6 protein-coding genes are annotated in these 13,029 nt (G+C 38.0%); all 6 read right to left on the bottom strand.

Annotated elements, in window-relative coordinates:
- Nucleotides 1-7: 7 nt before the first annotated feature.
- Nucleotides 8-3,115, bottom strand: coding sequence for an Ig-like domain-containing protein (locus DCO46_RS05480; RefSeq protein WP_116751557.1), 3,108 nt, complete (start codon nucleotides 3,113-3,115; stop codon nucleotides 8-10).
- A gap of 233 nt (nucleotides 3,116-3,348) precedes the next feature.
- Nucleotides 3,349-5,526 (bottom strand): glycoside hydrolase family 97 protein, encoded by a 2,178-nt coding sequence (locus tag DCO46_RS05475; RefSeq protein ID WP_116751556.1) that lies wholly within the window; start codon nucleotides 5,524-5,526, stop codon nucleotides 3,349-3,351.
- A gap of 46 nt (nucleotides 5,527-5,572) precedes the next feature.
- Nucleotides 5,573-6,952, bottom strand: a complete 1,380-nt coding sequence (locus tag DCO46_RS05470) for an alpha-amylase family glycosyl hydrolase (protein WP_116751555.1) — start codon at nucleotides 6,950-6,952, stop codon at nucleotides 5,573-5,575.
- A 104-nt stretch (nucleotides 6,953-7,056) separates the two neighbouring features.
- Nucleotides 7,057-8,169: a SusE domain-containing protein gene (locus tag DCO46_RS05465; RefSeq protein ID WP_116751554.1), complete on the bottom strand. Its 1,113-nt coding sequence runs from the start codon at nucleotides 8,167-8,169 to the stop codon at nucleotides 7,057-7,059.
- An 8-nt stretch (nucleotides 8,170-8,177) separates the two neighbouring features.
- Entirely contained in the window at nucleotides 8,178-9,692 is a 1,515-nt protein-coding gene (locus DCO46_RS05460; protein WP_116751553.1) for a RagB/SusD family nutrient uptake outer membrane protein, read from the bottom strand.
- A gap of 7 nt (nucleotides 9,693-9,699) precedes the next feature.
- Entirely contained in the window at nucleotides 9,700-12,912 is a 3,213-nt protein-coding gene (locus DCO46_RS05455; RefSeq protein WP_243416256.1) for a TonB-dependent receptor, read from the bottom strand.
- Between the last annotated feature and the right edge of the window lie 117 nt (nucleotides 12,913-13,029).

Below are 13,029 nucleotides of genomic sequence, written 5' to 3'. Positions count from 1 at the left end.
AAATCAATTATTTTATAATTAGTTTTTTAGTCACATTAAGATCTTTCGAATTAATAGTTACAATATAGATTCCGGAAGCTAAATGATGGTTTACAGAACCTGAAGAGGAAAGATTTTCGGTTAAAGCTGTTCTTCCCATCATATCAGAAACTGTTATTGTTGCGGCATCACCGGCTTGTAATTCCGGTAAAACAACATTGAAAGTACTTTCTGTTGCAGGATTTGGATAAATTAATACTGAAGATTCTTCTTTAGAAACATCTTTTGTATTCAAAGCCATTTTTGAAGCAGTTGTACTTTCCAATTGCCATTGTGCGCTAAACCAACCGTCCTGTGAATTTCCGTATTGTGCAGAACCCGTTTGGTTTTCAACGTGAATGATATTTCCGGATTGCCATCTGTTTCTGATTCTTGTCCAGGTTCCGTCAATGTAATCACTAGACCATTGTGCACTCCAGAAAGTAGAATCAGTAATATTACACTGAACAGTTCCGGTTTGGCCTTCAATATTAATCAATTCACCAGTTGCTACATTTTTAAGTACAAAATAGGTTGCATCGATTGCAATTTTCTGCCATTTGTAATTATTGCCTGAAGCTGTAGTTCCGTAACCAACATTTGTTCCTGCATCAGATAAATAAGCTCCCGTCCATCTGTTTTTGATGGTGTAATAGGTTCCGGTTGCTGTTGAAACGGTTACGGTACAAGTGTTGGTTTTGTTTCCGTCTGCTGTTGTAACTGTTATTATTGCAGATCCATTCGCAACAGCGGTAATTAAACCTGAATTATTTACAGTTGCTACAGCAGTATTGCCTGAACTGTAACTTACCGTTTTATTAGTGGCATTTGCGGGAAGAACTGTTGGTGTAAGCTGTTGTGTTCCGCCAACATTTAACGACACTGAAGAAGGGCTCAGACTCACGCTTGTAACCGCAACACCAGTAGTCCCCGGATTTGAATCGTACCAGGTATTATTCATATACCAGCCATTTTTGTTTCGGCTTAAATCTGCAGTTTGGCTGGTTCCGTCATTAAAAATCAGGTTGGTCGATGTTACATTTGTAAACGTGTAACTGTACCAGCCATTTCCTGCATTAGTCATGTTTACACCTGGCCATGTTGCATTTGCTAAAACGCCTGTTGGTAAGGCGCTCCAATAATAAATTTTGATTCCGGTTCCCCAGTTTGATGGTTTGTAGAAATATACCGTAAAATTGGTATTAGGGTTTACCGTAATTGCAGAAGATGCTGTTTTGTTTCCGTCTTGGGTCGTAGCCGTAATCATGGTTGTTCCTGCAGCAACAGCTGTAACTAATCCAGAAGAATTTACGGTTGCAATAGCTGTATTACCTGATGACCATGTTACGTTTTTATTCGTTGCATTTGTCGGTGCTACGGTTGCTGAAAGCTGTTGTGTATTTCCGGCGTATAAACTCATTGAAGTAGGCGATACACTAACAGAAGCAACAGGAATTGCGGCAACAGTTATTGCAGAAGTAGCCGTTTTGTTTCCGTCTGCTGTTTTTACTGTTATCGTTGTGGTTCCTGCGCTTACAGCTGTAACCAGTCCGTAAGCATTTACAGTAGCAACTGCGGTATTGGCTGATGTCCAGGTAACATTTTGATTAGTTGCATTTGCGGGAGCTATTGTAGCGTTTAATTGCTGCGTAGATCCCAAGCCAACTGTTGCCGCTGTCGGGCTTACAGAAATTCCTGTAACTGCGACAACCGGAACATTAGCATTTGTTAAAACCAAATATTCATAAGCTGCAAATGTTCTTGTTGCACCTGTTGTTAAGGTTACCGAAGCATTATTGTTATATGGATTAACATAAGTTCCGGCCAAAGCCGCAGGAATAACATAAGATTTAGAAGCGTTTCGCAAATTAGACATTACGATTACTTTCTCTGATCCCAAAGTTTTAGTGAAGATACTAATATCGTCATTGGCATACATGGTTAAATCTCCGCGTCTGATAGCAGCGCTGCTGGTTCTGAAATTTAGAATTTTAGCAAAATCTGCAGCTGCTGCAGGGTTTTGGGACCAGTTGAATTTGAAACCAGTCCACGGCCAGTCGGTTTTGGGTTCGTAATCTATTTCCTGTCCGCTCATTAAGAAAGGAACCCCTTTCATATAAGCCGAAACAAGGAAGTTCGCAACAATTCCGTTATGATTATTGAAGATTACAAAAGGTCTCTGCACACCATTATCGTTGGTATAAGTGTCATGATTTCCAGTATATCTCACAGCCTGATTAGAGCCTGTTGCATTTACATATTCGTAATCATTAATAGTCTGAAAACGCTGTGAAACAGGTCCGCCTGCAGCAACATCTTTTAAGGCATTCCAAAACCATCTGTCACCAAAATTCATATCGAATCCTGCGGTGAAGTTGGCTTGTCTGTCGCCTTCGGCTAACATTAATAATTTATGAGAAGAAATTCCGCGGATATTTGAAATCACTTCTGTCCAGAAATCGATAGTCGGATTATTAGCATAATCGCATCGGTATCCGTCAACATTGGCAGCGAGAATCCAATAACGCATAGCGTCTTTTATTGCATTCCGTGTAGCTGAACTATTAAGATCAAGTGCTGCAATATCTGAGAAGTTTCCTAATTGCTGAATGGTAGTTCCGCTTCGCAGGTAATATTCCGGATGTGAAACTGTCCACGGATTGTCCCATGAAGTTCCATTGATGGCAATGTCCAAAATAACGGCCATTCCGCGGCTGTGAGCGCCATCGACTAAAGTTCTCAAATCGGCAAGTGAACCATATTCTGATCCCACCGCTTTAAAATCTTTGATACAATAAGGCGACGCAGAACTACGGGAATCGGTTCCGTGCGGATAAATTGGCATTAAATAAATTACATTGGTACCAAGTGCTTTTATATTATCGAGTCGGGCGGTTACTCCGGCTAAGTTTCCGTTGGCACTAAACGGACGGATATGTACCTGATACATGTTTACATCCCGGGTATCCGGCACGCCTGCAAATGGTGTTCCGTACTGTGGCGGATCCTGAGCATAAACTGAACTTGCAAATAATAAAAGAAAACAAATTAGTGTTTTCGTGATATGAAATAATCTGGTGGTAATATTGATTTTCATAATAGTAGTTTTTTATGCTTGTCAGCATTCTTAACTAAAATTCATTCTCACTCGCATTGTTTTTAAATTTGACAAACATTTTGTGGTTAATAGTGTTCAAATAGTAAAGTTTTTTAATTGTTGCCCTTGAATTTGGACAATAGTTTTCGCCACGAATTTCACGAATTAGCACAAATTTTAATCTGTGACCTTAATTCGTGAATTCGTGAAATTCGTGGCAAAAATTTAGTAATCTATAATTTTTTCAATCCTTTTAATTCTGAAGCATTGCCTTCTTTGATGCTGATAGCGACACCGCCTCCTGGAGCTAAATACTGTTTTAAAATTGTTTTTGAGGTTATAACAACTTTCGTTACCGTATATTTTTGAGGTTTTTCATTCCAGTTAGCTTCTTTCGCATCGGCATAAATAGTTGCGATGAATTTTTTTCCGGCTGGCAGATAATCGAAAGTAATGTTGGCTGTTCTTGCATTTTCATCTGTGATCCCACCAACATACCAGGCATCTTTTCCTTTTGCTTTACGGGCAATTGTGATATAATCTCCCGGTTCAGCTTCGAGAACATAACTGTTATCCCAATCAACCGCGACATCTTTGATGAATTGAAAAGCATCTGGAAAACGCTCATAATTCCCAGGAATATCAGCAGCCATTTGCAACGGGCTGTACATGGTTACGTAATACGCCAATTGTTTTACCAAAGTCGTATTGACACGTTGCTTACTTCCGGTTCCGTAATACGAAAGATCAGTCTGGAAAATTCCCGGAGTATAATCCATTGGTCCTCCCATTAATCTGGTAAACGGCAGAATTGTAGTGTGATCCGGAGCTAAACCTCCCATAGATTCAAACTCCGTTCCACGCGCAGATTCCTGTGCAATCCAGTTCGGAAAAGTTCTGTGCAATCCAGTTGGGCGAACAGCTTCGTGGCTGTCAATCATAATTTTATAATCGGCGGCACGTTTGGCAACATTGATGTAATGATTGACCATCCATTGTCCGTCATGGTGTTCTCCACGTGGAATAATTTGTCCCACATAACCTGTTTTTACAGCGTCGTAACCATTGTCATTCATAAACTGAAAAGCACGGTCTAAACGACGCTCGTAATTGGTTGCCGATCCTGAAGTTTCGTGGTGCATGATAATTTTTACCCCTTTTGAAGCGGCATATTCATGAACAGCTTTTACATCAAAATCAGGGTAAGCGGTTACGTAATCAAAAACTTCTTCTTTCCAGTTGCCAATCCAGTCTTCCCAACCGATGTTCCATCCTTCGATAAGAATGGCGTCAAAACCATTTTTAGAAGCAAAATCAATATATTCTTTAGCACGTTCTGTAGTAGCGCCGTGTTTTCCGTTTGGCGTTAATTTCGAAAAGTCATCTGTAAGTTTTACATTGTTTTCTTTTCCGAAGGCCCAGGTACTTCTTCCCGCAACAAAGTATTCCCACCAAATTCCGATAAATTTCACCGGCTTAATCCAGGAAACATCTTTATAACTTGTTGGTTCGTTAAGGTTCAAAATTAATTTTGAAGCCAGAATATCCGTCGCTTTATCGCTTACTACTATAGTTCTCCACGGTGATTGTGCATCGGTCTGCATATAACCTTTGTTTCCTACAGCATCTGGTGCCAAATGACTGCGCATTTTGTTATTTGCAGCATCCAATTCAAGATACATAGCAGGATAATTGATTAAACCGGCTTCGTGAATGTTGATGTACAAACCATCATCAGATTTCATCATTGACGGAGTTTGTACAGACAATTCTTTTATTGGCCACTGCGCATTGATTTCGATTGTTGCTTTTTTCATCAACGAAGGAACTTCAGAAATTTTAGAAGTTGTATACGCATATTCATTAGTGTCATAATCTCCCGGAATCCAGAAAATTTTATGATTTCCGGCCAATTGAAATTCAGTGCGCTCTTCTTTAATTACAAAATAATTTAAATCATTTTGCTTTGGAAATTCATATCTGAAACCTAGTCCGTCATTGAATAAACGAAAACGGATGCGAATATATCTGTTGTTGTTTTTTGCCTGCGCTAAAGTGACAACTAATTCATTGTAATTATTGCGAATTGTTTTTTCTTCACCTAAAACCGGATTCCAATTTTCATCAACTGAGGATTGTGCTGTATTTGTAACGGTAAAACCATCCAAAAACGAAGGCATATTTTGCAGTTCTAAGCCCAAAGAACTTGGTTTAATAACTGGCTTTTGTTTATATGATAACTGGTAAGACGGAATTCCGCCTTCTTTTAATTCAAATTTTAAAGAAAGGTTTTTGTCTGGTGAAGTAATCTCCTGCGCTCTTACCCATAAGGAGTTTGCAAGTAGAAAAAGACACAGAAGGATTTTGCTTAAAGAAATTCTAAGCAATGCTTTTTTGGATTGAAAATTCATTTTATTTAGTTTTTTGCAAATCTAATTGATTAAAATTGCGTACGTATTAATTTTTCAATATTAAATATTGAAAAGGCAAAAGGCTTATTTCGGTGCCAACAGTTACCGATGCTCCCGTAAAAGCATCTTTCCATGTTCCTTTTATGGCAGGTGAAGCAAGATATTTTATTGAAGAACTGGTCAGGTTTGAAAGGACAAGTACTTTTTCGGTATCTTTTTCCATTGTAAAAGCGCTTACCGCATCACTGCTGTATCCGGTAAAAGTTCCTTTTTTAATGGCATTACTTGAATTTCTAAAAGCAATTATCTTTTTGTATTCTGCCAGCATTTCATTATCTGCAGTTGACCAGTCAATAGGAGTTCTTGAGAAATAATTAAGTCTTTGTGCATAGCCAATTTCCTGTCCGTTATAAATCATAGGAACAGATTTTAAATAGGCAGCTACAACAAAAGCGGCAACAGATCCTTTTTTTCCTCCAAAAAGTTCCAGTGGCGTTCCGTCTGTTAGGTTTACGTCGTGATTGGTTGTATATCTTACTACTTTGTTTTCAGTATTATAATTATTTGCATATTCAGTAGCGTTTGAACTTTGCAAAGTCGTTGCAGACAGATTTTCTTTGAAAACTTTTTCCAGAGAACTAAAAAAATTGAATCCAAATGTATAGTCAAAACCAGCAACAAAATGACTTACTTTAGAACCTTCAGCCAACATTAATATCTTTTGAGTTTTTTTAATGCTTCTTAATTTTGTAATAGCATCAGTCCAGAAACCCGGTCCTACGAAATCGGCATAATCACATCTGAAACCATCTATGTTTGCTGTATATACCCAGTAGGACATAGCGTCAATCATAGCATTTTTCATTTCAGCATTATTAAAATCCAATTGTGCAACATCATTATAGTTGGTTCCCGGCGGAATAATAATTTCCCCTTTTTCATTTTTTTGATACCAGTCCGGATGCTGGGTAATCCAGGCATTATCCCAGGCAGTATGGTTGGCAACCCAGTCGAGAACTACAGCCATATTTTTTTTGTGTGCTTCTTCTACCAAAACCTGCAGATCCTGTAAGGTTCCAAAATCAGGGTTTACAGCCTTATAATCCTGAACCGCATACGGAGAACCTAATTCACCCGAAGCTTTTACTTTTCCGACTGGATAAATTGGCATTAAATAAACAACATTTGCCCCCAGTTCCTGAATTTGAGTAAGCCTGTCCTGAACTCCTTTTAAATTTCCGGCCTGACTAAAGGCGCGAATATTTACCTGGTAAATAATGGCATCTTCCTTATTTGGCATTTTGTCGAAAGGAGCCCCATATTGTTGATATGGAGAAGGCTGAGTTGAATCATTATCCGAAGAACTACACGAAACAAATGCCAATGCAAGTATTAAAGTATAGACGATATTTATATTTGATTTCATATGTATTGAATTTGGTTGATAAGCCAGGAGTTTTAGATAGCCTGCCTTTCGCTCAAAAAAGGCAGGTATCACTCAAACTAATCTAGCTATATTTCTATGTTAGATTATTTTTTAACGATAGTACAAGTTGCAGTAGCAGGATAACCTGTTGTTGCCGGATCTACTTCGTTTATAGTAAAAGTTACTTCATATGTTCCTGCTTCACCAATAGTATAAGCACCTCCATTATCAAGATTGATCGTATTGGTTGAAGGATCTGCGGGTCCGTAATTGACTGTCCAATTATCATTCAGCCTGAATTTTAAAGCACCTGCTAATAAATTAGTGGTAATTTTCCATGTTTTGGCCTGATGATCATATGACATTGGCACAGAATGATTCCAGCCGTAGTTGGCATCTCCTGCTGTTTGATCTGCTGTTGCAGATGCCGGTCCTACAATTCCCCATGCATACGGTGTAGCGGTCCATTTTAAGGTATTTAAGTTTACTTTGATTTGGTAAGAACCTTCTCCAGGAAGTCCAAAATCAGTATCGCTCATGTCCTTTAAATCAGAGTTTGTTGCTCCGGCTCCATAGAATTGTGCCCAGTTTCTTTCTTTATTAAGTTTAAATCCTAATCCCTGACCAGCCGGAACTGTCATGTAACCCTGATAAACTCCTTTTTGTATAGCAGTTAAGGCAGCGGCAGTTTCTATACTCCAGCCCTGATAGCTACCCGGCATAAATATATCACCAAAAACAACACTTCTTTCATACGGAGTTATGTTAAGAGTAATAGGGTTTGAGTAAACTTTATGGTCTAAAGACGCTTCTACACGAACAACTAATTTCCCGGCTAAATTAGGCAAAAGACCTAAGTCTACAGCTATTTTATTTAAATCCTTTCCTAGTAGAGCTTTGCTTAAAACATCTTCACCAACTTCAACTCTCTTAGATTTTTGCCAGGCTGTAGGACCTGTAATGTCAGCGATAACATCAATCTGTAGGGTATAATTAACGGGTGCTCCCACAGGAAATTTAACTGCCGGCCATGAAAACAGTATTACAGAATCATCTTGTGTATCTTCTGTTAATACTAATGTGCTTGCAGAAACTTCAACATTGGCTGGAAAAGTTACTGTTTTTAAGGTCGTTGCTTCGGCATTTTCCGTTTCACAGGATGTCCCTAAAAAAAGTAAACTACCTAATACGAATAATTTATTTATATACTTTTTCATAATACTTTTTATTGTGGATAACCCGGATTTTGTTTTAGTGCTTTGTTAGCATTTAAGGCTGCTGTTGGGATCGGAAATAATTTTCTGAAAGAAGCCGATTCAGTTCTGAATTCGTTTGCCAGTAAGAATTTGTTAAAACGAATCATGTCCTGTCTTCTGTGTCCTTCCCAGTTCAGTTCAAATCCTCTTTCGTTGTATATATCATCAAGAGTTGGATTTGCACCTAATGCGTCTAAACCTGCACGTAATCTGATTGAATCAATAAAGGATTTCGCAGCGCCTGAATTTCCTAAACGTACATTACATTCAGCCATCATTAAAACTACATCTGCATATCTGTAAATTGGAAAATCATTAGAAGCTCCTCCTCCGGTATTAGCACCGGCCGGGTAAAATTTAATATTACGAACTCCGGCTTGCGGATCTGCTCCGGGAAGATCTATCGAGGCTACATCTAAAGTATAATTGATACCTCCGGGTTGTTCTCCTGCTAAAAACTGTTTTTTACGAATATCGTTATCAGCATATTTCAGGTAAAACCCTTTAGGAACAATAGTACCATTCCAGCCATTATATGGAAGAGCTGTAATACCATGAGGGCCATATAAACTTCTTACAGCATAAACATTACGCGATAAAACATCTACAGTAGCATAAATAGACAAAATAGTCTCATCCTGAGGAGAAACATCTCCGAATAACTCATAGTACTTATTTCCAAGAGGGCTGCCAGCATCAGCAGCACCAGAATGAAGTGTAAATCCTCCTTCGCTTACTTTATTACATGCTGCCAGACACTCAGTCCATTTTGCTTCACCGGTGTAAACTTCAGCATTCAGATAAACTTTTGCCAGTAAGGTATAAGCAGCCCATTTGTTGAATCTTCCGTAATATTCTCCACCTTTGGTGTTAGAAAGTAATTCTGCATTTTCTTTTAATTCTTTTACAATAAAATTATATACTTCTTTTCGACTTGCCTGTGGAATTTGATCTGAAGGAGTATTATTGTCTGTAAAAAAAGGAACATCTCCAAAATCATCAATTAATAAGTAGTAGAAAAAAGAGCGCAATACTTTAGCTTCTGCAATTTTTGAAGCATCTGCATTTGCTTTTTCCAGTAATTGTATTGATAAATTGGCTTTGAAAATACATCTGTATAACCAGTTCCATGTATTATTGATAATACCTTCGGTTGGCAGCCAGCCGTGTTTGTGGAAACGGGCAAAATCCTGTTGCCAGTTACCATCATTTCTGTGAGGTATAACCTGCTCATCAGACGACATGCAGTTCATGTCATACCAGCCATTATCTGCTCCGGCATAACCAACACCAGCATAACCATCTCTTGTAAATTCTCCGGGAATCTGGGCATAAATACCTGCAAGCAGACTATTGGTTCCTTCGGGAGTGGCATAAAATTCATCTGCAGGATATTGGTCATATATATTTTCACTAATATCGGTGCAGCTAAACAAGGCAAGGAAACATACACTTCCTGCCAACAATATATTTTTGATTTTCATTTCTTAACTATTTAAATTTTACACTTAAACCAAATGCAATACTTCTGGTACGTGGATAAATTCCTTTGTCACCACCAAAGTTGTCAGCAGGATTACCACTTCCGCTAATATTCAGTTCCGGATCCATACCGGAATAGTCAGTAATCAGTAGTAAATTATTTCCTGTAAGCGAAAGTCGGATAGAATCAATATATTTATCCGTAAAGCGGAAATTATAACCAGCTGTAACATTGTCTAAACGGATGAAAGAACCATCTTCTAACCATGCATCAGAACCGTATGTAGAAGTAACAATTCCTTTATCAACAGCGCTTGCCAAAACATTTGATTTACCAACGTTCTCCAGCATACTTAATCTTTGCCCCAGTGCGTTGTAAATTTTATTTCCTCCCGAACCTCTCCATAGCATAGAAACATCAAAGTTTTTGTATCTGTAGCTTGGATTAAAGGCAAAAGTATAAGTTGGTAAGGCTGAACCTGCGTAATAACGGTCCGGGCTATCTGCATTTTGGTTGATTGGGCCTCCGCTTCCGTCACGATCCAATACTGTTTCTGCTCCGTTGACGTCTACACCTGTAGATTGTAGAATATAAAATGCACCTACCGGTTTTCCTTTTACGAGGTAAGAGTTTGCAGTTCCCCAGCCTACGTAAGCTGTAGTTAGTTCCTGTCCATTAAAGCTTCCGTTTAGATTAAGGACTTCATTTTTCATAAATGAAACATTCCCGCCTAAAGTAAGTGTACTGTTTTCTGTTCGGATCACATCATACGCCAAAGAAACTTCCAGTCCTTTATTCGAAATACTTCCAACATTAGCTTTTATGTAATTGTAATCATTTCCCTGTTGTGATAGTGTATAATCTAATAATAAATCATCTGTTTTTGCATCATACACATCTACCGTTCCTCTTAATCGATTGTCTAAAAGTGCAAAGTCAAGACCGATATTGGTTTGTTTTTTGGTTTCCCATCTCAAATCAGGATTGGCATTTTGTTTTGGACCGTAATTCGTAATTTGCTGACCTCCAAAATAAGTTAGTCCCAGTTTACCAACTAATGCAATAGAATTTTGAGGCAAAAGGCCTTGTTGATTTCCGGTAACACCATATCCTGCACGTAATTTCAGTTCATTAAACAAATTTTGATTCATAAAGGACTCCTTGTTGATTTGCCATGCTACAGAAGCAGAAGGAAAATCACCCCATTTGTTATTGGCTCCAAATACTGATGATCCATCACGTCTGAAACTTCCTGTAAATAAATATCGGTTAAGCAAAGAATAATTTACGCGTCCTAAAAAAGATACTAATGTCCTGTCATTTTTATAAGATTCCATATCCCCCGGCGATACTTTTGACAAATCACCAAGCTGCATTGAATTATAAGTCGTCTTATCACTTATAAAGCCTTTTGCCTGTGCATAATTTCCCTGATAGGTTTGGTTTTGCCATTCGTATAATGCCAGTGCATTTATGTTGTGAATCCCGAACGTTGCTTTATAGTTAAGACTGGCATTAGTCAATCTTTCATTTTGTTTTTTATTTCTAATGTTTGCATATCCTTTCTGATCAATTGCATAGGCATTTGTTGACGCAGCAGGAAGATAATAACCAACCATTTCATTCGTTTTTCTCCAGCTTCCAAACCAGCTCGCCGTTAATCCTTTAGCCAGATCAAGATCCGCCTTTAGGCTTCCAAATAAATTATCTTCCTGTTTTTCATGCGTAACTGTTTGTGCAGCTGCATACGGATTTAAATATTGAAATACATTAGGATCTGTAAAATAACTTCCATCCGGATTATAAACAGGATCCGTTGGCCTCATTAAATAAGCATTTGTAATCAAATTAGACATATAAGCAGCTGTTCCGATGTCTCCAATGCTATTATTCCCATTAATAATACCATTAGTTAGATTAAAAGTCAGTTTTAATTTATCATTAAGAGCTGTTTGAGTTGCCTGAACACGGCCAATGTATTTTTTATTATTTGAGTTAATGACAACCCCTTCTTGTAAAATAGCTGTTAAAGAGGCTCTGTAACTAAATTTATCTGTTCCTCCACCAAACGACAAAGTATGTGTTTGTGTTATTCCGGTCTGAGTCAAAAGACCATACCAGTCTGTATCTGAACCATGATTTGATGAAGCTGGTGTTCCTAAAGTCTGAGCTGTTTTCCACCATTCATCAGCATTTAACATATCCAGTTTTTTCGGAATGAAATCTAATGACGTTGAACCAATATATTCCATGGTAGTTTTTCCGGCCTTATTTTTCTTCGTCGTCACAATAAGTACACCCGGCGCTCCTCTGGAACCGTAAACAGCAGTAGCAGAAGCATCTTTTAAAAGATCGATACTTTCTATCTCACTTGGCGGCACCTGATTTAATAAATCCATATTTCCCTGGATACCATCTACAACAACCAGTGGGTCATTTCCTCCAATCAAAGAACCAATTCCCCTAATACGAATACTTGGTCCTGAACCCGGTTCACTACCGATTTGAGTAATGTTTACACCCGCTGCCTTTCCTGCAATCAATTGCAAAGGGTTCACGATAGCACCCTGATTCATGTCTTTTGCAGCAATTGAAGAAACAGCTCCCGTAACATCTTTTTTAATAGTCGAACCGTATCCTACAACTACAATTTCCTGTAAGTCTGTAGCATCAGGCATAAGCTGGATATTTATAACTTTTTGATTAGCTACTACTTTTTTCTCTTTGTAACCAACAAAAGAGACAATAATTACAGAAGCACTGCTTTCAACAGTTATCTTATATTTTCCGTCAAAATCTGTTACCATTCCGTTTTTTGTTCCTTCTTCAAGAACAGAAGCCCCGGGCAATGGCAAACCATTTTCGTCGGTGATTATACCGGAAACCGTTTGTTTTTCAAATAGGATTAACTCAGTTTTGAGTTCCGGTTTTTTCAGGATGATCTGAGTATCTCTTATTTTAAATTCAGTTGGTGTCCCTTTAAAAAGTTTATCTAAAACAACAAGTATTGACTGGTCTTTTACAGAAATAGAAATCGTTCGATCCAGGTCGATGTCATTCAGTTTGTAAATAAACCTGAAGTCCGTTTTTTGTTCAATGGTCTCAATAGCCTTTTCGACTGTTGAATTGTTTAATTCTAAGGTTACTTTTGTCTTTTGGGCATAAGTATTCCCGCGAATATTAAACATGGCGACCAAAATAAGGAGAGTAGTTAATTTCAATTTTAGGTCATTTTGGAACAATGAGTACAGAAACCCATTATTCTTAGATTTTTTTTTCATAATTTTGTTAATTGATTGTAGTTAATTCGTTATATTCAATCACTTAGTTAATCGGAA

Source organism: Flavobacterium sp. HTF, assembly GCF_003105115.1.
In the GTDB taxonomy this organism is placed as follows: Bacteria; Bacteroidota; Bacteroidia; order Flavobacteriales; family Flavobacteriaceae; genus Flavobacterium.
This window is presented reverse-complemented; position numbering and strand designations above follow the sequence as displayed.

Coding starts and splice junctions, on each gene's coding strand:
- DCO46_RS05480 (WP_116751557.1), bottom strand. CDS start 3,115: ATGAAAATCAATATTACCACCAGATTATTTCATATCACGAAAACACTA.
- DCO46_RS05475 (WP_116751556.1), bottom strand. CDS start 5,526: ATGAATTTTCAATCCAAAAAAGCATTGCTTAGAATTTCTTTAAGCAAA.
- DCO46_RS05470 (WP_116751555.1), bottom strand. CDS start 6,952: ATGAAATCAAATATAAATATCGTCTATACTTTAATACTTGCATTGGCA.
- DCO46_RS05465 (WP_116751554.1), bottom strand. CDS start 8,169: ATGAAAAAGTATATAAATAAATTATTCGTATTAGGTAGTTTACTTTTT.
- DCO46_RS05460 (WP_116751553.1), bottom strand. CDS start 9,692: ATGAAAATCAAAAATATATTGTTGGCAGGAAGTGTATGTTTCCTTGCC.